Origin of the sequence: Ilumatobacter fluminis (assembly GCF_004364865.1) — a bacterium.
Lineage (GTDB): Bacteria > Actinomycetota > Acidimicrobiia > Acidimicrobiales > Ilumatobacteraceae > Ilumatobacter > Ilumatobacter fluminis.
Window position 1 is genome coordinate 2,842,356 of record NZ_SOAU01000001.1, and the last position, 22,570, is coordinate 2,864,925.

16 protein-coding genes are annotated in these 22,570 nt (G+C 69.2%); 1 reads left to right on the forward strand and 15 read right to left on the reverse strand.

The genetic code is table 11. The features are described 5' to 3' along the window. Nucleotides 1–21: 21 nt before the first annotated feature. From BDK89_RS12930 to BDK89_RS21805, 8 genes are all read right to left on the reverse strand, one after another. Entirely contained in the window at nucleotides 22–837 is an 816-nt protein-coding gene (locus tag BDK89_RS12930; RefSeq protein WP_208294068.1) for a phage tail protein, read from the reverse strand. Nucleotides 838–850: 13 nt separating this feature from the next. Next, nucleotides 851–2,791: a putative baseplate assembly protein gene (locus BDK89_RS12935; protein ID WP_133869336.1), complete on the reverse strand. Its 1,941-nt coding sequence runs from the start codon at nucleotides 2,789–2,791 to the stop codon at nucleotides 851–853. Between the two features lies 1 nt (nucleotide 2,792). Then, nucleotides 2,793–3,191 carry a GPW/gp25 family protein gene (locus BDK89_RS12940; protein ID WP_208294188.1) on the reverse strand — a complete coding sequence of 133 codons (399 nt, stop codon included), beginning with the start codon at nucleotides 3,189–3,191 and terminating at the stop codon, nucleotides 2,793–2,795. Nucleotides 3,192–3,199: 8 nt separating this feature from the next. Further along, nucleotides 3,200–3,589, reverse strand: coding sequence for a PAAR domain-containing protein (locus BDK89_RS12945; RefSeq protein WP_133869337.1), 390 nt, complete (start codon nucleotides 3,587–3,589; stop codon nucleotides 3,200–3,202). Nucleotides 3,590–3,609: 20 nt separating this feature from the next. Then, on the reverse strand, nucleotides 3,610–5,364 hold the full coding sequence (locus BDK89_RS12950) for a VgrG-related protein (RefSeq protein ID WP_133869338.1): 1,755 nt from the start codon (nucleotides 5,362–5,364) through the stop codon (nucleotides 3,610–3,612). Continuing rightward, nucleotides 5,361–6,125: a CIS tube protein gene (locus BDK89_RS12955; protein ID WP_133869339.1), complete on the reverse strand. Its 765-nt coding sequence runs from the start codon at nucleotides 6,123–6,125 to the stop codon at nucleotides 5,361–5,363. The genes BDK89_RS12950 and BDK89_RS12955 overlap by 4 nt, the downstream gene beginning before the upstream one ends. A 36-nt stretch (nucleotides 6,126–6,161) precedes the next feature. Next, on the reverse strand, nucleotides 6,162–6,608 hold the full coding sequence (locus BDK89_RS12960; RefSeq protein WP_133869340.1) for a phage tail protein: 447 nt from the start codon (nucleotides 6,606–6,608) through the stop codon (nucleotides 6,162–6,164). 130 nt (nucleotides 6,609–6,738) lie between these two features. After that, nucleotides 6,739–7,563, reverse strand: coding sequence for an eCIS core domain-containing protein (locus BDK89_RS21805; protein WP_166657562.1), 825 nt, complete (start codon nucleotides 7,561–7,563; stop codon nucleotides 6,739–6,741). Nucleotides 7,564–7,681: 118 nt separating this feature from the next. Between BDK89_RS21805 and BDK89_RS22575 the strand changes: the two genes are divergently transcribed. Then, a complete protein-coding gene (locus tag BDK89_RS22575) occupies nucleotides 7,682–7,804 on the forward strand; it encodes a hypothetical protein (protein WP_279586790.1) in 123 nt (40 codons plus the stop codon). A gap of 1,190 nt (nucleotides 7,805–8,994) precedes the next feature. Here the strand turns inward: BDK89_RS22575 and BDK89_RS21810 are convergent. From BDK89_RS21810 to BDK89_RS12995, 7 genes are all read right to left on the reverse strand, one after another. Next, nucleotides 8,995–9,153 carry a DUF6760 family protein gene (locus BDK89_RS21810; protein ID WP_166657563.1) on the reverse strand — a complete coding sequence of 53 codons (159 nt, stop codon included), beginning with the start codon at nucleotides 9,151–9,153 and terminating at the stop codon, nucleotides 8,995–8,997. Next, entirely contained in the window at nucleotides 9,150–9,566 is a 417-nt protein-coding gene (locus BDK89_RS12970; RefSeq protein WP_133869342.1) for a hypothetical protein, read from the reverse strand. The genes BDK89_RS21810 and BDK89_RS12970 overlap by 4 nt, the downstream gene beginning before the upstream one ends. A gap of 1 nt (nucleotide 9,567) precedes the next feature. Further along, nucleotides 9,568–10,008 carry a phage tail protein gene (locus BDK89_RS12975; protein WP_133869343.1) on the reverse strand — a complete coding sequence of 147 codons (441 nt, stop codon included), beginning with the start codon at nucleotides 10,006–10,008 and terminating at the stop codon, nucleotides 9,568–9,570. 101 nt (nucleotides 10,009–10,109) lie between these two features. After that, nucleotides 10,110–11,669, reverse strand: a complete 1,560-nt coding sequence (locus tag BDK89_RS12980) for a phage tail sheath family protein (protein WP_133869344.1) — start codon at nucleotides 11,667–11,669, stop codon at nucleotides 10,110–10,112. A gap of 125 nt (nucleotides 11,670–11,794) precedes the next feature. Beyond that, nucleotides 11,795–19,570 carry a hypothetical protein gene (locus BDK89_RS22580; RefSeq protein ID WP_133869345.1) on the reverse strand — a complete coding sequence of 2,592 codons (7,776 nt, stop codon included), beginning with the start codon at nucleotides 19,568–19,570 and terminating at the stop codon, nucleotides 11,795–11,797. A 145-nt stretch (nucleotides 19,571–19,715) separates the two neighbouring features. Further along, on the reverse strand, nucleotides 19,716–21,788 hold the full coding sequence (locus BDK89_RS12990) for an ATP-binding protein (RefSeq protein WP_208294069.1): 2,073 nt from the start codon (nucleotides 21,786–21,788) through the stop codon (nucleotides 19,716–19,718). 34 nt (nucleotides 21,789–21,822) lie between these two features. Further along, nucleotides 21,823–22,554 carry a Pvc16 family protein gene (locus BDK89_RS12995; protein WP_133869346.1) on the reverse strand — a complete coding sequence of 244 codons (732 nt, stop codon included), beginning with the start codon at nucleotides 22,552–22,554 and terminating at the stop codon, nucleotides 21,823–21,825. Nucleotides 22,555–22,570 lie beyond the last annotated feature (16 nt).

The following is a 22,570-nucleotide window of genomic DNA, read 5'->3' on the forward strand; positions in this document are numbered from 1 at the left end:
TCCCCTTGGTCGGTCATCGCGTCACGAGCCGTCGTCGGGTGGGTCGCCGGCTGCATCGACCTCGGGCCCGTCCCCACGGGGCCCCTCGGTGGTCGAGCGTAGTTCGTCGGGTTCGGACGTGTCCCCGGTTTCCCCCGCTGCCACCGTCGGCGGCACCGGCGCCGGGCCAGTCTGCGACGTGTCGTCCGCGACCGGCGACGATGATGACGATGGTGTTGGTGCCGGCGGCGGGGGTGGTGGCGGTGGCGGGGGCGGCGGCGAAGCCGATGGCGGCGACGGCGCGGTGCCGGTCGGGTCGTGCTCGATCTCGATGCGGTGCCGAATGTGTGCCGGCTTCGACAACCGGACCATCGTCTCGAGCCGGTCGGCGTCGACGGCGTCCGGGTCGGCCACCCGGAGGCGCACCACCAACTCGGGTTCGTCGCTGCCCGGCAGCTCGGCGTCGGGTGTCGACGACCACCGCACCCCGGCGCCGTCGTCGATCTCCGGACGGGTGCCGGTGTACAGCTCGATCAGATCGGCCAGCCCGCGAGCCGTTCCGCGAGCGTCGTGCAGGCGGTACGCGGAGGCGACGAGTTCTCGGCGGCGCGGCTCGGTCCAGGTCTGGTCGAGTTCGAGGCCGACCCAGGTCGACAGCCACTCCACGAAGTCGAGCGGCGCCAACCTGGCGTCGAGGTAGGCGGCGAAGTTGTCGATCGTCGTCGGCACCGGGGCGACGACGGCGTCGAGCCCCGAGCACCACCGCTGCGCGAGCTCGTCGTCGTGGAAGAGCGCCGGGAGCATGTGGCCGATGCGGCTCCTGACGCCGAGGTCGGGCACCGTGCGGCGGGCGCTCACGGGCCGTGTCCGATCATCGGTCGACCACCTGCACCTGGTGCTCGTACGAGAAGACGAGGCTGTGCGGATCGAGCACGAGCCGCTGCACGCTCTCGCCGCGCTCCCCCGTCACCGGATCGGCTGCGAACAAGCGGGCGTCCTCGATGATGTCGGTGCCGGGTAGCCGTTGCAGTACTGCGTACACCTCGCCGACGTGGACGGGACGGCCGAAGGGCCAGCCGTCGCCGTCGGGTCCGCCGTGGGTCGGGTGGAGGTAGTCGTACAGCGCGCGGAGACAGTCGTCGCGCAGTGGCTCGGTGGCGAAACGTCGTCGGGCACGGACCCGGGCGACGACCGTCACGCCCTGGTAGCGCGGCGGCTCGACGACCACCCGAGCGCCGATCGTGCGCCGTTCGTCGAGGTAGTCGGCGATCCGTTCGAGCGACCCGTCGTCGGGGATCAGCTGCTCGAAGCGGAGCCGTCCCTGCTCGTCGTCGGCGACGGCGGGCACGACGAGCACGCGCACACCGCTCGAGTCGGCGGCCGGCACCGCTCGAACTCGGAGGATCTCGGGTGCCGCGAGGCGGGCCAGTTGCTCGTAGTCCTCCACCGTCACGGCACGGTTCCGGGTGCGGAGCGTGATCGGACCACGCACCTTGGCGTTCTCCAGGTCTTCACCGTCGAGGCCGCCGGCGGCCGAGCGCCGGTTGACGACTCGATTGACGGTCGGGATCGGTGTCCGGAGGATCGTGATCGCACCGGCGGCGACGTTGGCCTTGCGGCCGCCCCCGGTCCGGTACCGCTCGACCCGGATGGTCGCTCCGGTCGGTGGAACAGCGCCGTACTGCTGCACTCCGCCGTCGGCGAGGCGCACCATCGGACCGAACGCGACCTCACCCGACGTCGCGTCGAGCTGGAAGTGACGCGAGTCGGGCTCGGAGTCGGCGAAGTCGGACACCGAACGCCAGTCGACCCAGCCGTCGTCACCGGACACCTCGACGACGACCTCCTGGCCGGGAACGACGGGCGCGTGTTCGAGCCGGAACCGTTGGCCGGGAACGCCATCGGATACACCGAGCGTCTCGTTCACGACGGTCTTGGCGTGTACTGCCGGTGCGGTGCCGCCGACGGTCATCACCTCGAGCGCGAGGATGCGCGGCGACGCGGAGTACTCCGGCTGGGTCTCGAACGCTTCGACCACCCGAGCGCGCAACCACCCGCCGTTCGCGCCGTCGACGACCGACACCTCGTGGTCGTCGGGCAGGTGGATCACGACGTCGCCGGCCCGGTTCAGACCACCGGTCGTGTCGCTCTCGACGTCGCACGGCGACCACCCGTCACCGTTCCACGCCTCCCACGCGAGCGGCGGATTGGTCGGGTCGACGCCGATGCCCTCGATGTCGCACGCGAAGCGCAGCAGGAGCGCGTTCGACGGCGCACTGTCGTCGAGCCCGATCAGGAACCGGTCGCCCGCCACGGGCGTCTCGCTGAAGCAGAAGAAGGGTTGCCCACCGACGAACGCCTCGTCGTGGTGCCGGACCAGGTCGTCGTCGGCCCGTTGGCTGGCCACGTGGTCGACGGTCGTCGGCACGATGGTCAGGGGCCGGGTCGTGGAGAAGTCGATCGGTTCGTCCTCGGGCGTGCGCGCCGTCGCGACCTCGGTGTGCTCGGGGATCCTGAGTGGCTCGGTGGCGGGCGCCGACAGCCAGAAGGTGACGTCGACGTTGGCGGCCGTCGGCGGGAAGAGTTGGACCCCGATGAGTTCGAGGAACTTGACGTAGTGCCGGTCGGGCACACGGTTCAGTCGGTACAGCAGGACGTCGGTCATCGAGGCGAACGTCTCGATCAGGGTGACGCCGGGATCGGACACGTTGTGATCGGTCCATTCCGGGCATCGCTGCTGCACGTAGCGCTTGGCCTCGTCGACGAGGTCTTGGAACGAGCGGTCGTCGAGGCGTGGTGTGGGCAACGACATGTCAGTCCTCTCCGGGGATCGTGTAGAAGGGGAAGACGAGGTTGCGGGCGTCGTTCGTCGACTTGATGCGGTACGAGATGTCGATGTAGACGATGCTCGGCCGGTCGTCGTCGAATCCGACGTCAACGTCGGTGACGTCGATACGCGGTTCCCACTGCTTGAGCGACGTGCGCACCTCGTGCGCGATCAGTCCGGCCGTGGTGGCGTCGGCAGACGCGAACACGTGCTCGTGGATGCGGCAGCCGAATGCCGGCCGCATCGGTCGCTCGCCTGGCGCAGTGCCGAGAACGAGTCGCATGGCCTGCTGGATGTTGTGGTCGTCGGACACCATGGCGACGCCGCCGGCCGCGTCGATGCGTAGCGGGAACGACCACCCGCGTCCGATGAACTGCTGAGCCACGGCCGACCTCACGCGATCTGGACGGTCGCCGCCGTCCCCGTCAGTTGCCCCGGCGCACCGAAGCACACGATGCACGACGAGCCCGTTCGCGCCGCCGGCTTGCCGCCGATCAGCACCGTAGGGCTCCCGCCGGTGATCGTTCCTTTCTGGACCGCCGGCACGGCGAAGGGGTCGCTCACGTGCAGGCCGACGTGCGGTGGTGTGTTCAGGCCGTTGGCGCCCACGACCGCGGCGGGCACCCCACCGATGAGGACGGTCGGCTCGCACCCGAGCGTCACCGGCGCGCTGAACGGGAACGGCGGGCCGGGCTGTGGCGCCCCCGACGCCGGGTTCGGGATCTGGTGCCCCGCGCACGTCGCGGTGATCAGGTCGTTCTGCACTGCTGCCGGTGTTCCCATGATGGTCCTCTCCGCTCGGCTCAGTTGAGCTTCACGATGCCGCCCTTCACTTCGGTCTGGCCGCTGCCTTCGAGCGTGGCGTTGGCGCCGCTCATCTCGAGGTTGCCGTCGGCTTCGATCGTCACCGACGTGCCGGAGATCTTGACGTCGCCACCCTTCAGTTCGATCTCGCGCGCCGCCTCGACGAGCACCTTGGCGTCGCTCTTGACCTCGATCAGTTCGTCGGTCTCCGAGATGGTGATGCGGAAGCCTCCGTTGCTCGACGTCAGCACGATCGAGTCGTCGTCGCTCTGCTCGCTGATCGCGATCTCGTGGCCTTTGGTACTCGTCCACCGACGGGCCTTGATGCCGCCGTCGCTGCCGTCGACGTAGGAGTCGGAGGGCGGTGCGTCGAGGCCGTTGTACAAGCCGCCGAGCACGTACGGGCGACGCATGTCGCCGCGTTCGAACACGACCAGCACCTCGTCGTCGACCTCGGGCGTGTTGAAGAAGCCGCGCAGGCTGCCCGCCCCCGGATAGGCGACACGGGCCCAGTCGCTCTCGTAGTCGTCGCTGAGCCATGGGAACTTCACCTTGACCCGTCCGATCTTCTCCGGATCCTGTGCGTTGGTGACGAGCGCGACGACGGCGCCGAAGATCGGTGGGGCTCCGTTCGCGGTGGCGCCGAGCGACGAGAGCCCGAGCAGCGAGCGTTCCTGATGACCGGCGACCTCGAAGTCGGTGTGGTAGCCCGACTCGTCGAACCGATGGCGTGCGTGCGACACGAAGTACTCGCCGTCGAACGGTCCGGCACCGGAGATCGTCAGCTTGCCGCCGGTGACGATCACCGGATTGCCCTCGGCGGTGCCCTCGGCTTCGGCGAACGAGGAGGCGATCAGCGCGGCGGTCGACTCGGCGAGCGCCTGCGCCTCCTCGGCCGTCGCGATCGGTCGCTCACAGGTGAGGTACGGCTGGCCGCCGAACACGTCGGCGAGGTCGGTCGGCGTCCACCGTGACTCTTCCAACGTCACGCTCGACGTCGCCGCATCGGCTTCGTGGGTGACGGCCTGCTTCCGGGCCATGTCCCAGCCGCGTGCCTCGACGCGCGACACCTGTTGGGCGCCGGTCACTCGGGGCCGGAAACACAGCAGGCCCTGGCCGACCGCCAAGTCGGATGCGCCTCCTCCGAGGAGCCCGCCCGCTGCACTGCCGAGTCCGCCCCCGCCGCTGTCGCCGTCGGCCGCTGTGAACGAGAACTGCCCGTCGCGTACGGCGACCTTGAAGCCGATCTCCTGTGCCCGCCACCGGAGGAACTCCCAATCGGTCGTGTTGATCTGGCTCACGTGGTCGTGCACCGTCGTGGTCGAATCGACCGTGCCGACCGACAGACCGGCGTCGCCGGCGATCCGCCGAGCGAGGTCGCTGTCGGTCACATTGTTGAACGAGCGGGTCTTGCGACCGGACTGCAAACGGTGCGAGGCGTCGTAGCCCCGGATCACCAAGAAGCGGTTGCCGTACTCGTACACCGCTTCGATCGAGGTGATCTCGGCCTTGATGAGCGTCGCTTCGGCCGCCTCGCCGAGTTGACCGGCACGGATGTCGATCGTCTGCCCGATCGAGATGCCGAGTCGCGTCCACAGCTCGGGGTCGTCGAACCGCAGGCGGACGAAGACGGAGTCGGGCAGCACCAGATGGTCGTCGACCCAGACCTCGACGATCTCGCGTCGGATCTCCTCCCGCATCGGCGTGCCGTCGATGCCGACGAACGGGAACTGGGCGCGTACCTGGACGGTCACGCCGAGGCCCGCAGTCGTCGGAGTTCGGTGGCGGCGTCGTCGGCCGACGGCAGGAGCACGACCGTGCCCGGGGCGACCGACAGCGGGTCGTCGATGCCGTTCATGTCGGCGATGACCCGCCAGAGCTTGGCGTCCCCCAGTTCGCGGTAGGCGATACCGGCCAGCGAGTCGCCCTCGACGAGGGACCGCGAGCGCCGACCGGGGGGTCCGCCGGAGGTGGGGTTGGTGGGCACCTGTTCGTCCGGCCGTTCCTTCATGCTGACCGTCACCTCGGCTCGGGCCGGCGTGCCGTCCTTGCGGAACAGTTCGAACGTGGCGTTGACCGTCTCGAGCTTGCCCGTGAACCCGAACTTGCCCCAGACGAACATCACGAGCGGCGGTTCGCGCCGGTTCTCCGGGCTCTTCGGATCGGGGTTGCACCAGTTCTGGAGCTTCGACACCATGTCGCCGACGTCGGATCCGGCCGGCGCCTCCCACTCGTCGAGCAGCGCGGTGAAGCCGAGGGTGCGCGTGCCGGTGTTCGCGAACTGTTCCTGGCCGCCCTGCTCGCTCTCCCGGTTGTTCTGGCCGCCGTACGTCGCCGACTTGTCGAGGGTGAGTTGGGTCGGATTGAAGCGGAAGTTCATCTCGCTGTCGGTCCAGACGGTCGGGACCATCCCGTCCACACCCGCTGCGTTCGCGGCGGCGCCGGCGATCGCTCCGCCGAGGCCGCCGCCACCGCCGCCCGCCATCTTCACCAGCTTGGCCTTCTCCAGCTTCATCGGTACCGACATGGTTCTCTCCTCACGCTCGACGGCTCACAAGTTGGCGGCGTTGCCCGCCATGCCCAGGTCGAAGAAGCCTTCGTGGGCGATCACCAAGGTTTCGGTCAGGACCCCGGTGGCGCCGGCCTCGATCGCCCCGGCCGACCACGTCACGGGGAACACGCCCATCAGGCTCCACGTGACGATCTCCTTGCCGGCGGTGTCCATGACCGAGATCCGGCCGGTCGACCGCTTCACCATCGACTGGTACGAGGCGAACCACGAGGCCAGGCCGATCGACTCGCTGTTCACGGCCCGTGTCAGCGTGACGTTCTCGTACGAGAGTCGGCCCGGCATCTGATGCACATAGCCGTTCTGGCCGCCCTCCTCGTAGGTCTTCACCGAATAGGTTGCCTTGAGGCCTTCGCACTTGGCGAAGGTGCCGAGCGGGCAGTTGTCGACCGCCACCTTGAAGCCCGCCTGCACGGCTGGTTCGGTCATCGTGGCCACCTCGGTTCGTGCCGGTCGTCGGTCGGGGTCGTCAGAGCGCCCGACGTGAGGTGCACTGTGTCGTGCATCGTGTCGTGGGTCGTGTCCATGATCGTTTCGTGGGTCGTGTCGCGCATCGTGCTCACCGGTCGAAGAGGCGTCCGGACCGTTCGCGGTCGGTCAGGAGTTCGGAACGGAGTCGGGTCCGCATGCGTGGATAGAGCTGGCCCGCGAGCGCATCGAGCTCGTCGGCCGACCGCTCGGTCGACGAGGCCACCGACGAGGTGACCGACGACGAGGTGACCCTCGACGTGACCGCGCCCGACGATGTCGAGGGCGTCGGCGTTGCGGCCGACGCCGGTGTCGGGCCGGCTTGCGATGCGGGCTGGCCGCCGTCGGCGAGCCGTTGCGTGCCGGGGCGAGCAGCACTGCCGCCGGCTGCCGGTACGTTCACCGCGATGCCCGCTCCCGTCGCTGCGGTCTGGATGCGGGCGACCATGGCGGCCTGACCCGCCGGGTCGAGATCGCTGCCCGATGCGGTCGGGACCGACCGGCTCGGTCGCGGCGGCAGTGCCGGGGCGGCCAGGCGCTGCTCTCCGCCAGCAGACGCAGGGATCGGGCGCGCCTGCACCGGTGTCGCCTGGCCGCCGACCTCTCGTGCCTCGCGTTCGAGCGCCGCTCCTGCCGACGAACCCTCGTCGGGCAGGTCGGCACCGAGTCGGCGCTGCTGGACGACGTGGGTGAGCTCGTGCGACAGGATCTTGCGTCCTTCGCCCGACTCGGCAGGACCGTGCTCGTCGGGGAGGAAGACCTCACCGCCGGTCGCGAATGCCTTGGCCGAGATCGACCGTGCCGCATCGCTGACCTCCGGGCCCCGGTGCACCCGCACGTCGGCGAGCGACTCACCGAACTGCGGCTCGAGCTCGCTCCGCACCGCAGGCGGCACCGACTCGGGGGCACGCTGCACGTCCCTCCGGACCGGCACGGGGCCGGGCGACGGCGCTGACTGCGCCGACGGCGCGAGAGACGGATCGGCGGGAGCCGAGGTGGAGCGACCAGGGTTCACCGCGGTCAAGGCGGGGGCGGTGGCAGCCAGACGCTGGATCGAGCCCGCCCCGACCGGGACGCTCGACGGCGCTCCGGCCGGTGCCCCCGGTGACGCTGCGGTTCGAGCGGGTGCCGGTGCGGCGGCTGCGGCGCGGCGGTGACTCCTCACCGGGAGCTCGCCCGGTCGCGGCGGCGCAGGCCGGGGGGCCGGCTGAGGAAGTGTCGGTGTCTCGGTCGCGCCGGAGGCGGCGGGGATCGGCGACGACGCGGCGTCGGGTGGGGCCGGGCGATCGACCATGTTCGACGGCCGGGCGGTGAGTGGTGCGCCGATCCGTCGGACGACGCGGGTCGACCCGAAGGTCGGCGCGCCGGGTCGCGCAGCGGCCGTCGGCGCCGGCTCGATGCTCCGGGACGACCCGGTGTCGGACGCGGCACCACCGGTCGCCGCTGCCGGCGGCTCGCCGGTGGGACGGTCCGACCCCGATCCAGACGCCGGTGTCGATGGCGGCGTCGAACTCGATGTCGGCGCCGAGGTGGGCAGTCGTTGGATGTCGCCGACGAGTGGCGAACTCGGCGACGGCGACGGTTCTGCGACCTGCGGGACCGTAGCGACCGGCATGCGACGCGCCGGCAGATCGACCGACCGAACCGGGGCGAGGTCGGCGGCCAGAGGTGCACCGAGTCCCGCTGATGTCGTCGACGGTGTCGTCGCAACGGTCGGTGACACCTGGCCTGCCGGGGACGGCTTCGACGGTGACGATGATGATGGTGATGGCGATGGTGACGATGCCGATGGTTGCGACGGTGACCGGTGCGACGTCGGACGTGTCGTCGGCCGTGGGCTCGATGTAGCGGCGGGTCGTACCGTCGACGCCGGTGATGACGCCGTCGACGACGCCGGGGTCGGCGCCGGTGCGGGCGGGTCGGCGTCAGTGCCGGCGGCGTGCGGGAGCCGCGCGACCGAGTCGGCGGGTCGGAGCGGGACCGCCTCGGTCGCATCGGCGAGCGGAGCGACGGCGAGCGGGCGCTCGTCGCGTCGGGTGCGATGTCCCCGGCCCCGCACGAGCCCACCGACGGAACCGGCCGGTGCCGTGGGAGTGCGGTCGTGCACGAGCGTCGGCGCCGAGACCTGGGTGTGATGCGTCACCGACAGATCGCCGTCGAGGCGCTGCACCGGCGCGGTGAGCTCGAACGACGATGCGGTCGGCTGCAAGGGAGGCAGTGCCCGCCATGCGCCGGTCGGCCTCGGCTGGTCACGCACTGCCGGCGTCGGCGCAGGGGCGGGTTCGGACGTGGAGGGTGCGGTGTCGTGCCGCTCCCGCCGACCGAATGGCCACCACCGCACGACGCGTCACTCCCCCGCCGAGATGCGCTCGTTGATCGAGCCGATCTGATCGATGAACTGGTGTCGGACCCCGTGTTCGAGGTCGAGGATCTGGTCGAGGTCCCAGTGGAAGTGGTAGGCGACGTACGCAACCTCCTCGTACAGGCGATCGGCTGCGTACGTCACGATTCCCCCGGCGCGTCACCTGCCACGTCGACCTGGAAGTCGTGCTGGCACGCGGGACAGGTGACCGCAGCCAGCGTGTGGCCCTCCTGGTTGATGCGTCGGTACAGGTCTTGCAGGAACGCGAGATCGGCGGCGAAGAGCCGCTCGATCACACCGGCGTGGACATCGGCGACGGTGCCGATGCGTTCGACCACTCGGGCGAGCAGCACGATCGACAGGTAGGCCTCGTTCTCCCGCACCCGGGGGTCGCGCAGCGGCAGGATCTCGTCGCGTGCCGTCGCGAGGCGCATGACACCGTCGCGGTGCACCGTGCCGTCCTCGTCGACGAGGCCGCGCGGCAGCACGAACGCGTACTCGGTCTGCAGTGCGTCCACGTTCCGATCGCTGCCGTGGTCGAGCGTCGCCGAGCTCATGTCAGGCCGGTTCCACGCCCTCGTGGACGAGGGTCATCTCTTCGACGAGCACATCGGAGCTGCCCGCCTGCATCCCGTTCACCGCGACCTTCGACGGCCAGCAGTTCGTCAGGTTCCATCGCCCGGTCTCACCGCCGGCGTAGTCGTAGAGCACGATCGAGCCGTTTTTTCGGGCCTCGTCGATGAGGCCGTCCATGACCTTCTGGAACCATTCCCAGACGACCATGTTGTCGGTCACGCCACGCTTGAGCGTGATGTCGCCCCACGACTTCTTGCCGGGCAGCTTCTTGATGACCTCCTTGCCGGCCATGTTGTTCTCGCGGTGTTCGATGACCTCGCGCGACGCCTCGAGTCCGCTCAGCTCCTTGAACTGGGCGATGACCTGGCCGTCGATCTCGATCTTGAACGTGTAACCCGCAATGGCGTCTTCGCCGATGGGCATCTCCGTACTCCTTGTTCTGGTGGGTGACTCGTGTCGGTCGTGATGGTGTCGGTGGTGATGGTGTCGGTGCTGTCAGCCGTCGCGGTGTCGCTGTCGTGCGGCTATTCGGAGATCGAGGTGCCGCCGGAGAACTGGGCGAGTCGGAACACGACGAACTCGGCCGGCTTCACCGGTGCGACGCCGATCTCGCACGTGACCTGGCCGGCGTCGATCATCTCGGACGGGTTCGTCTCGTCGTCGCACTTCACGTAGAAGGCGTCGGCGGGCGTCTGGCCGAACAGCGCTCCGTCACGCCACTGGCGGACGAGGAAGGCGGCGATCGTGCGTCGGATGCGCTGCCAGAGGTCGTAGTCGTTCGGTTCGAACACGACCCACTGGGTGCCTCCCATGATCGACTCCTCCAGGTAGTTGAAGAGCCGTCGGACGTTGATGTAGCGCCATGCCGGATCGGACGACAGCGTGCGTGCACCCCAGACCCGGATGCCCATGCCGGGGAACGACCGGATGACGTTCACGCCGTTCGGGTTGAGGCCGTCGTGCTCGCTGCGAGTGATGTTGGTCTCGAGCGCGATCGCCCCGCGGACGACCTCGTTCGCCGGTGCCTTGTGGACGCCGCGAGTCGCATCGCTGCGTGCCCAGATGCCGGCCATGTGTCCGCACGGCGGCACGAACTGGTTCTGTCCCGAGGCCGGGTCGAAGACCTTCACCCAGGGCCAGTAGAGCGCCGCCTGCTTGGAGTCGTAGCCCGCCTTGTCGACACGCCACTCCTTCACCTGCTGAGCGTTGAGCGCCGGCGGTGGATCGAGGATCGCGAGGCGGTCGCCCATCAGCTCGGCATGAGCGATCATCGCGAGCTGGACGGCCTGCACGCCCTCGAGATCGATCAGTCGCTGCTGGTAGGCGGCCATCAGGTCGGGCACCATCAGCATGGTGATGTCCTCGATCGCCTCGAGCCCGGCGAAGCCGGTGCGGTCGGCGGCGTCCCCGACGTAGTCGGCCGCGTCGAGCTGCGCCGGCAACGGCGCCGCCTCGCCGCCTCCGGCGAGCTCGACCGATGCCCCGGTCGCAGGCCGACGCTCGATCGAACCCTTCACCGATGTCTCGGTCATCTCGATCAACTGCGAGTTGGCGTTCACGTGCGTCGCCACGTTCTGACGTCCACGACCGGTCGTGAGGTTGTCGAACGATTCGAGTTCCTGGTCGCCGCGCTTGACGACGATCTTGAACGCCGAACCGTCGTCACCGGGCTCCGACGCCTCCTGGACCTCGACCCGCAAGCCGTTGCCTTCGGACCCTGCTTCCTTGGCGCTGACCTCGTAGCCGAGCTGGTCGCCGTCGGCCGCCGTGGGGAGCGCCGAGGTGGCGGGCACCAGCTGCGGGGTGTCGGCGTCGTCGTCGGGCGCACCGATACGGACGACGTAGGCCGAGCCACCGCCGTTGTTGAAGTAGCCGTACACGGCGTGCGCCAGGTACGAGCCCTCCATGTGATCCCCGAAGGTCTGGGTGAACTGGGTCCAGTTCGTGACGAGGGTCGGACGGTTCACCGGGCCGGCTTTCGCCATCCCGACGAACGCGGCCACCGATGTGGCGACGCCCTCGATCGGTCGAGACCCTGCCTCGACCTCCTCCACGTAGACCCCCGGTGACAGGTACTGGGGCATGAACCGCCCTCCTCATGGTGCGCTCGTACTGGTGGTTGCGACCAGCGTGGAACGCAGCGAGCGACCCGTGGAGGCAGCCGGCGTGCGCCGCAGGGAAGCCTCCGGTGCCCGATGGTGCAGGCTCGTTAGCGCCCCCTTCGCATGCTGCCGGCCAGCGACGTGTCGGCGCCCGATGGGTGGGGAACCGTGACGACGCGACCGTCGGGCATGAACACCCGGACTCCTGTCGGGTCGGCGACGAAAAACGGCTCGCCCAACGACTCCGCGCGTGCGGCGAACCACCGCTGGCACAGGGGGCACAGGTCCTTCGACGAAGCGAGCGAGGAACGTCCCGTGTTCTCGGCGATCTTCCGCTCGGAGTGGGAGCTCTCGTACTGCCCCTCGAACTCGCGATCGAACGTGTGCGGCGTGGTTTCGTGCCCGGCCTCGGTTCCCGCGACGCGAACCCGCTCGACCGCTTCGGGATCGTGGTACCCGCTCAATGCCTGGTCTCCATGCGTCGTGCCCGCCACATTCTTGCCCTGCTCGATGTTGGACAATCGCGCGAACGAGTCGGACGCTTCTTCGACGGCGAGTTGATATTCGGGCAAGTCGAGTTCCGTCACGGACGTCGGATCGATGATCTCGACCCCAGGATCACCGGCGTCTCGGATCTGAGCGACCACTTCCGCCTGGGTCGCGGGCGGAAGCTCCGCGAACTGCTCGGGCGTCAGACCGGTACGTCCTACTTCACGACGCGTCACACCGTGACGCTGCAAGACCTGGTCGACAGCGGCTCGGGGGCGCGGCGGCGACGACGGCGCAGGTGGGGCGGACGCTACGGGAGGGCCGGTCACCACGGTCGGTGCATCGTCGAAGTCGAGCTCCGAGATGTCGATCTCCTGCGTCGTCTCGAGGTCTGTGACGTCGATCTCCTGCGTCGCTTCCGGATCGAACTCGGGGGCTTCACGCACCTGGGTCGTCTCGGAGTCGAAGTCCGGACGCTCCATCACCTGCGTTATCTCGGAGTCGAAGTCCGGACGCTCCATCACCTGCGTTGTCTCGGAGTCGAAGTCCGGACGCTCCATCACCTGCGTTGTCTCGGAGTCGAAGTCCGGACGCTCCATCACCTGGGTCGTCTCCGAGTCGGCGGAGAGTGCTTCGCGCACTTGTGTCGGAGCGTCGTCGAAGTCGTCGATGGCGGCTTGCTCCGTGTGACTCCGACCGGTGGGCGCCTCCCGTACCTGGGTCGTCTCCAGCTCCGACAGGTCGATTTCTTGGGTCGTGTCGAGATCCGACGTGTCGATCTCCTGGGTCGTGTCCAGCTCCGACAGGTCGATCTCCTCGGTCGGGGTGTCGTCCACGTGACCCCCCGGCGTCTGGTCGGGCTGGCCGGTGGTGGGCGGCGGGGTGCGTCGGGGGCCGGGGAACCCGGACGGAATCGGCCGGAGGTCACCGCCGAACTCGCCCCGATACCAGTCGTGGTAGTCCTCGATCGTCGCGAACCGATGTGGCTGGCGTGTGCCGTCCGGACCCGGGAAGTCGATGAAGTACGGCTTCTCGTGGTTCGGATCGAAGCCGTAGCGGGTGACGTCCGCACCGGCGTCCGTCGTGATGCGGATCTCCTGGGTCACCGACTGCCCGGTCAGCTGGGCTTGGTGCACCGAGATCCACATGTCGCCCGCGCCGCCCGACGGCACCCGGGCATACGGCGGCGTCGTACCCGAGGCGTCGACGGGATGACTGTGCACGATGAGCTCCCATCGGCCACGAAGGGCGCTGTCGGGGCTCATCAGTTCCTCCCAGATGCGGCCCTGCCCGTGACGGGTGTCCACTGACCCGGGAGACCCTTGCACCACGATGTACTCCCCCGTCTCGTTGTTGCGGACGAGCCCGATCTCCATGTCGGGTGTCTGGTCGACGAACCCTTCGAACAGCTCGCGCGAAGCGACCGGATCCTTCGCCAGTTCGCCCGGGGCCTGGCTCGCCATCTGGTCGGCGATCAGATGACGATTGCGAGGATCGTCGAGGTCGATGATGCCGTCCTCGCCGACGTGCGGATCGGCGTCGACGTCGTACACGGCGTCGGGACCGCCCTCGGTCCGCGCCGGCGTCGGCGCACCGTCGGGGCGAGACGGAGACCGGGCGGCCGGAGCGTTCGACGGCTCCTCGCCGCGGGCCGCCCGGGCGGCGGCGATCTCGGGATCGGCGTCGGGCGGTGGGGTGAAGTCGGTGTCGTACGGCGGAGGCGTGTCGGGCGCCACCGGCCCGTCGACGTCGGCCGGACGGACCCCGTCACCGGTCGGCGCGCCCGAGGCCGGTGCGTCAGGCGCACCGCCGTGTGCTGTCGGCGTGTCGCCGGCCGACGAGGGCGCATCGGCCCTCGGGGTCGGCGCACCGCGCGCGGCGTTGAACGCACCCATACCGCCGGACATCCCCGCACCCATCGCGGCGCCCATCGCACCTGCCTGACCGGTCGCGTCGAGGATCTGCCCCCACGGATCACCCGACCGCCAGACGTCGTCGTTCAGCATCGTCTCGACCGCCGCTGACGGCATGGCGCCGATGCCACCCTCGATCGCCTCGGCGATTGCTTCACGGACGAGGTTGCGCATGACGCTCTCGGCCACCTCTTCGGCACCTTCGGCAGCGACCTGGCGCACGACCTGTTGCCGGATCGCTGCTTCGACACCGTCGAGCAGCGCACCGCCGACGCCGGCGGTCGCAACCGACACGACCGCGTCGACCGCACCGACGGCCACGTCGACACCCATGTCTTCGTAGCCGTAGGCGGCGCCGCGCATCGTCGACTCGATCGCCATGCCCATCGCCGCCGACGCGAGCGCACCGTAGAGCGCAGCAACCGCAGGACCCGCCGTACCCGCCGTTGCGATGGTCACCGCAATGCCAGCAACTGCGGCGCCCACCTGGACGGCGGCGTCGGAGTAGGCGTCGATCTGCTTGCGAACCTGCTCCTGCGATTCGCGTGCTCCGCCGAACGTGGTCTCGAACCTCGAGCGGGCCGCCGCGAGGGCCGGATCGACGGGCGCCCCCGGTTCGGCGTCCTCCTGTGCGTTCAGCGCCTCCGCATACGCTTCGCCGTTCGCGATCGCCGCCTCGAGCTGGCTCGCACTGTTCATCGGGTCGAGTCCGGCGGCGAACAACCCGCCGACGAGACCGGTCTGCTCGAACTCCTGACGTTCTCGCAGCATCGTCCGCATCTCACCGAGGATCCGCTCACGCTCGGCAGGCGTCGACGCAGCGGCGAGACGTCGTGAGAACGTCGACGGGTCGCCGTAGCGAAGCATGTGGCCGATGTCGAGATCGTCACGACCGTCGAGGTCGCCGAGGATGTCGTCGTCGAAGCTGCCGGCACCGTGGCGGCGTTCGTATGCCTCGCGGATGCGCTGGATCTCCTCGGGAGTCTTGTTCGACAGGACTTCACGGATCCGTGCCTCGTCGGTGCTTCCGATGCCCTCGACCGCGAAGAAGATCTCGTCTTCGTCCGACAGCCGACCACCGTTGGCGACCAGCGCCTCGATTTCGTCGTGCGAGACGCCGGAGGTGTAGCGATCGACGTACTCGTCGAGCGTCTCGACTCCCCCGGTCGCCGACTGATACGCCTCGCCGAGCGCTTCCATGTTGGCGCCGGCACGCTCCCGGATCGCCTCCTCGCGGTTGCTGTCCCGTCGTTGAAAGTCGGCAAGCGCCTCCTGGTAGGCGTCGTTGCTGAGGTCGCCGGACCGGCGCATCAGCTCGAGGCGATCGCGCTCGGCACGCATGTCGAGCGCAACGTCTCGCTCGGCTCGCGTCCGCTGGTTCCGGACCACCGCCTCGGTCTCGTCGTCCGATGCGTACGTGCTCCGCCGTTCGCGGTCGAGTCGGGCGGCGTCGATCGCCGACTCGTCGCCACCGACCATGGCATCCATCAAGCCGATGTCTCCGTTGCGGAGCAGCGGCGAGTCGCGGTCTTCCATGTCGGCCACGGCACTCTCGTCGACATCGGCCAACTCGGCCATCATGCGGGTGCGGAAGTCGCCGTACCCCATGTCCTCGAATCGCGACACCACGCGCTCGTTGCGCTCCCGAATGCGTTGCTGCAGCTCCGCCGGCGTCAGCCCCTCCTCACGAGCCCGGCGCTCCTCCTCCGCCCTGATCCGGGTGAAGACGCTGCGCATCCCTTCCTCGTCGGTGCCCATGCCCGCCATGGCCACCTCGAGTTCGGCGGCGTCCGCTGCGTCGGCATCGCCGCTGATCAATGCCTCGGTCTGATCGAGCTCGGCCTCCGAGAAGTCGTCGCGCACCGCGGCGCCGAGCGACTCCCCCGTCAATCGCTCGTACTCGGCCTGGATGGCGGCGATCTGCGCCGGTGTCTTGCCACGCAATGCAGCAACGACAGCGGCCTCGTCCGTGCCGAGTCCCTCGATTGCTTCGGCGATCGCTGCGGCATCGGCGCGCGCGGCCTCCCCCGACATGAGCGCCTCGGCACGCTCGAGTTCTCGATCGCTGAGGTCACCTCGGACGTCGTCCTCGAGCGTGTCGCCGAACAGCTCCTGGTACCGCTTGTCGAGACTGGCACGTTCCACCGCCGTGGTCGCGCCCCCCAACGCCTGGAACACGGTCGCTTCGTCCGTCCCCATGCCACTGATCGCGCCGCGAATCTGGTTCGCCAACACATCAGGGTTGAAGCCCGAGTTGGTCGCCTGAGCCAGTTGGGCCAGTTCGAGGCCCCCGAACGATGCAATCGCCTCGGTCTCGAATGCCGTCGCCAGCTCGGGTGTTCGCCGGGAGGCGATGCGACGCATCGTCGTCTCGGCGACGAAACCGATGCTCGACATCCCCCCTTGGAAGAACTGCTGAGCCAGCTGTTGTTGATCGGCGTCGAGGCGCGCCCACTCCTCGTTGAACGCTTCACGGCTTCCCGTCGCACGCGCCTCGGTCAACGCGGTCAGCGAATCGAGGTCTGCGACCATCCGGTCACGGGTTTCCGCATTGCGCTGCCGCTCCCAGGCCTCGTTGTCGGCCTCGGCATCGGCCCACCAGTCCTGGAAGCTGTCGACCAGGCGCTCCCAGAACGAGCGCTCACGCCCTTCTTGTCCGGCGGCCCAGTCGCGAATGGTCTCGCGCGCCTGTTCGGCACGCTCGTCGATGGTCTCGGTGATTCTGTCGGCCTCCGTCTGAGCCGCCGTGGTCAGTCGCGTCACCTCGGCGTCTGCCTCCGACGCCCGAGTTCGCCCCCACGACGTCGTCGGACGAGCCTCGACGGTTGCCTTGTTGGGGTCCTCGTCGTCGGCCCAGTGGCGCCGGATCGCTGCCGCTTGTCGATCGGCTGCGGTGCCGGCATCCCGCTTGACCTGGTCGCCCGCCTCGCGCAACTGCTCACGCCGACGATCCATCGACGCTCGAACGCCGGCCTTTGCCTGGGCGGACAGCGTGCGGGCTCGACCGAGATAGTCGTCACGAGTGCGCTCGATGTCGGCGGTGTCGGCCTCACCCGTCACGGCGTCGCGGATCGACGCGTTCTCGGAGTCGACCGCCTGCCTCGCGGCCGCCGCCTCGCCGGTCTCCTCCGCACCACGCTCCGAGACCGCCGACGAGGCCGCGGTCCCAGCCGACCTGATCTCGTCGACCTGAGCGTCACGTTCGGCCTCGACCGCCTGCTGCTGTTCGGTTACCTTCGCCGTCAACTGCTCCTCGGTGACCCCAGCGGCATCGGCGATGCCGCGCAGCTCACGGTCGATCTCCGATACCACGTCGGGCTTGCGCTCGTCGCCGAGCGCCACCATGGCGGGAACCTGCTGACCATGCGTGGCAGCGACCGCACCGGTGACGACCCCCTGGGCTCGGTCGTCGACCTGCCCGAGCAGGCGCGCCACCGCATCGCCGATCAAGTCGGCCTGCCCCGCAGGAAGCGGCTCGAGCGACGCGGGACCGGCATCGCTGACGCTGATCGGCGGTTCAGCCGCTGTGGGTGCACCAGCCCGCTCCTCGATGGCTGCAACTTCGGCGCGCGCTGCTTCGAGCTGACGGGTCAAGTCGGCGCGTTCGGCCTCGGTGAGATCGGGCGACTCGAGTTGCCGCTCCAGGTCCGCGACCGCTTCACGACGAGTGTTCGGAACGTAATCGGCCGGATTGAGTCCCGCGTACGGCGGCGGCGTGCCGACCGGCGAAAGCTGCTGCGTGGGCAGGCGTTCACCGGCCGCGGACTCGATGCTCGAGATCGCCCCGTCGGCAGCCATGGTGTCGAGCTGGGTCGGGCGTGGCGCGTCCTCCGGCACCGGCGCCTGCTGCGAGCGGAGTTCCGATTCGAACTCCGGCGCTTCACCACGCCGCAGCTGATCGATCGACTCACCTTCACTCGAGACATCACCGGCGCCTTCGGCCGTCGCTGACAGGTCGCCGTCGGCGACTCCGTCGACCGACGCTTGTGATGCGCTGCGCCACTGCTCCAAGCCGGCGTCGCCGAGAGGCGCCGGTCGGGGCGCCGCACCACCTCCGCCACCGCCGCTCGGTCGGCCGCCGCCACCGCCGCTCGATCGGCCGCCGCCACCGCTCTGTCGGCCGCCGCCACCGCGCGTTGTCGGAGGTGCCGGTCCGCCGCCGACGGAGGCGCTCCCCGGCCCGTTCCGCCGCTCGAATCCCGGTGTCGTGAGCTCCGTCTCGGCCGGCCCGGAGCGACCCTCGATCACCAACGGCTCCATCTCCACCACACCCCCACCAACATCACCCGCACCACGCCCAGCACCACCCTCGATCACCAACGGCTCCATCTCCACCACACCCGAACCACCATCACCCGCACCACGCCCAGCACCCGCATCACCCGCACCACCCCCAGCACGACCCTCGACCACCGACGGCTCCATCTCCACCACACCCCCACCGGGCCCCGCACCACCCTCGACGACCAACGGCTCCATCTCCACCACACCCCCACCAACATCACCCGCACCACGCCCAGCACCACCCTCGATCACCAACGGCTCCATCTCCACCACACCCGAACCGGGCCCCGCACCAGACCCAGCACCACCCTCGATCACCAACGGCTCCATCTCCACCACACCCCCACCAACATCACCCGCACCAGACCCAGCACCACCCTCGATCACCAACGGCTCCATCTCCACCACACCCCCACCAACATCACCCACACCAGACCCAGCACCACCCTCGACCACCAACGGCTCCATCTCCACCACACCCCCACCAACATCACCCACACCAGACCCAGCACCACCCTCGACCACCAACGGCTCCATCTCCACCACACCCCCACCAACATCACCCACACCAGACCCAGCACCACCCTCGACCACCAACGGCTCCATCTCCACCACACCCCCACCAACATCACCCGCACCACGCCCAGCACCACCCTCGATCACCAACGGCTCCATCTCCACCACACCCGAACCAACATCACCCGCACCCGCACCGCCACCACCCACACCAGACCCAGCACGACCCTCGATCACCAACGGCTCCATCTCCACCACACCCGAACCATCCGGATCGGTGTTCGGCTCGCCGGTCTCCGCCCGCGGATCCGATCGGGCGCTTGCGGTCGAGTCGGCCTCCATCGCCTCACTGCCGGATGCGTCGCCCGACTCGCCGCCGCCATCGGCATCCGGCCCTGACGATCCTCCACCGTCGGCGCCCGCTCCCCCGGCCCGGATGACGAGCGGCTCCATCTCGACCACGTCGCGTGCCGCGGCCAGGTCGACCCCGGGGCCGGTGGCGTCCGGTTGGTCCCCCGTCGGAGCGGCTTCGTCGAGCGTCGCGGCGGTCGCCTGGTTCCCGACGGACCGCTGCCAGGCGAGCACCTGCTGCATCAGCGACGTGCGATCCGGCCGCACCTCCCCATCGACCGTGCCTTCCTCCGCGCGAACGTCGGTGACACGCTCGGGCTTCGGGCTCACTTCGTTCTTCTGCGGTGGCACGGGTCACCTCAGGACGTCGTTCTGGACGGATCTGCGCACGCTGCAGCCATCCTCTCGCTGTCGACGACAGACGCGAGGGTGCACGCCGGGGCCGAACGGGCAGTGCCCTCTTCCCGACCGGGCATCAGCGACTTCCGGCGGGTCCGATCGTTCGCTGATCGATCACCCAGAACCAATCACCGAACTCACTCTCGAGGCAGAGTCGGCCGAGCTTGTGATACTCCCCAGCCACGGCACCGATCAGGTCGGGCATCGACACCTCACGCCCCTGTGATGCCGCCTCGTACGCGGCGGTCACGACGGCGTTCCGGATCGAACCGCCCGCGAGGTCGAACGATTTCGCGAGCACCTGGAGATCCACGTCGGGACCGATCGGGAGACGGTCGCCGACGAGATGATGCCAGAGCCGCGATCGCGCAGCCGGCGTCGGCTTCGGGAAGTCGACGGTGACGTCGAGCCGCCGAGCGAACGCTTCGTCCATGTTGAGGCGGAGGTTGGTGGCGAGGACGACGAGACCGTCGAACTGTTCCATCCGCTGGAGGAGGTACGCGACCTCGACGTTCGCGTAGCGATCGCGCGCATCCTTCACCTCGCTGCGCTTCCCGAACACGGCGTCCGCCTCGTCGAAGAAGAGCACCGTGTCGGTCTGTTCGGCCGCTTCGAACACGCGGTCGAGGTTCTTCTCGGTCTCACCGATGTACTTGTCGACGAGACTCGACAAGTCGATCGTGTGCAGATCGACGCCGAGGTCGTGGGCGATCACTTCGGCCGCAAGCGTCTTCCCGGTGCCACTCGGACCGGCGAACAGGGCGGTGATGCCCTCGCCTCGCCCCCCGCCGCGGCGGAGGCCCCACGTGTCGAGCACGTGGGGACGATGGCGGACGCGTTCACACGCCGACCACAATGCGGCTTGTGCGGCCGGGTCGACCACGAGGTCGTCCCACGTCGCGCGCGGCTCGATCCGTCGAGCGAGTCGACCGAGCGCCGCCGAGTTCTGCAGGCGTGCGCCGACACGGACATCGTCGGCCCCGACGGGACCGGCACGGTGCAGCGCCTGCAGTCTGGCTGCGGCCGATGCCCGCCTGATGCGTTCGGGGTTCAACCGGAACGCCAGCGTCGATTCGGCCGCACCGCTTCCCGCGTCGGAACCGAGCGCATGCCGCCACGCCGATTCGCGTTCGGCGAACGTGAGGACGGGAGCGTCGAGCGTCAGCGGGGTACCGCTTGCCCAATCGGGATCCCACGACGACCGTCCGATGAGCACGACGGGGGCGACCGTGGAGGCCAGGCGGAGCAACCGGTCGCCGAGCCGCGGATCCGAACGGAGCGCCTCATCTGCTCCTTCGACGACCAGCGGTGCGCCTCTGACGGACCGCATTCGAAGCGCTGCCACCACGGTGTGGGCCTGCTCGTCGGAGCGTGTCAGATCCACCGACATGCTTCGGTGTTCGTCTCCGAAGGCGCCCCGCAGCGCTGAGGCGACGAGTTCGAACGCGCTGCGGTCGCGTGCGTCCCGGACGTACACGAGCACGGCGCCTCGTCGCAGACTCGAGGCGAGCGCGTCCACCCAGCCGTTGCGAACGTGGCCGTGTTCGACCTGGCGGATCGGTAGGACGGGTTCATCGTCGCCCAGCAGACCGAGCATCACACTGTCGGGAACCGACAGCTCACGGCTCGCGAACGGCCGATCGTTCGACCCCAGTTCGATGAGACCGCGATCCGCGAGACGACCGTGCGGCGTCAGTCGACGCCGGTGGCCCGGAACCGTCGGGCTGAGTCCGGCGAGTTGGAGCGCCAAACCGGCAGATGCCCGTCGACGGGTCACGTCGTCGTGGAGAAAGCCGAACCATTGCTCGAATCGACTGTCGAGGTCCGGTGCCAACGCCACCATGAGCAGGTCGATGTCGAGGCGATCGAGGCCTGCTCGCTCGGCCCACGTGGTGAGCGCGAGCGGGAGCGGGTCCGGTTCGGGCGGTGACGGCACGACCACCGGCGACGTGATGAGTCGAGCTGCGTCGTCGTGGGTGATGACGAGTCCTCGCATCGGATGCCGCTGGGCGTCGTCATGCTGTCGACGGGTGAGGGCTCGACCGATGCGATGGCGGAGCGACTCGACGCGTGCGAGGGTCGCTGCAGCGAGCTCGGAGCCATCACGCGACCCGCCGTCCTGCAGCTCGGGCCCGACGAGCATGGTCATGAGCGACTCGATTCGACGAGGGACGTCCGCTGCGTCATCGCTCGCGTCGAGGCATGGCGTGGACCCGATAGACCCGACCCGGTTCGTCCTCCTTGCCACCCCGGACGGTCTCGTCGGGCAGCGCCGTGTCGTCGTCGGCACGGTCGTCGTCCTCGTCTCGACCTCGTGGGCGGATCGTCTCGGTGTCGTCGGTGTCGGGCCGGGCAACCGAGATGCGGGGCTCTTCGGTGACGGGCGGGCCGAACGGCAACACCCGGGACACGTCGAGCGGGGCGATACACACCAGGTTGACGGCCGGCTTCAGCTCGCCGCCGAGCGCCGACCAGATGTTGGTGTACATCCGGTCGTCGTCGATCGCCATGGCGACCTGGGTCACGATCGCCCGCTCGGAATCGGCGAGCGCGCCCGCCAGGATCTCGGGCGGGAGCCGCTCGTTGCGGACCAAGCAGGCCAGGATCGACGACAGCAGGCGATGTTCGTCTTCGGGGCGCTTCGTCCACGCGGTGACGAGGTAGGCGAACCGGAACCTGCGCGGCGGTTGCCGCCGATCGACGACCTTGCCGTCCTCGTCGCGAACGTCTTCGAACATCACTTCGCGGCGGGTGAGGTCCTCACGGATGTCGTAGAGGAAGATGTCGATCGTCGGCTTGTTCAGCTGTCCGACCCATTCCTTGGTGGGTGCATCGAATTCGAGGTCGACTCCCGACCCGTTCAGCACGTCGCGCTCGAACAGGTTGCGGATCGACTCGTCCAGGTCGTGGATCATGGGCGTCTCACGGTGC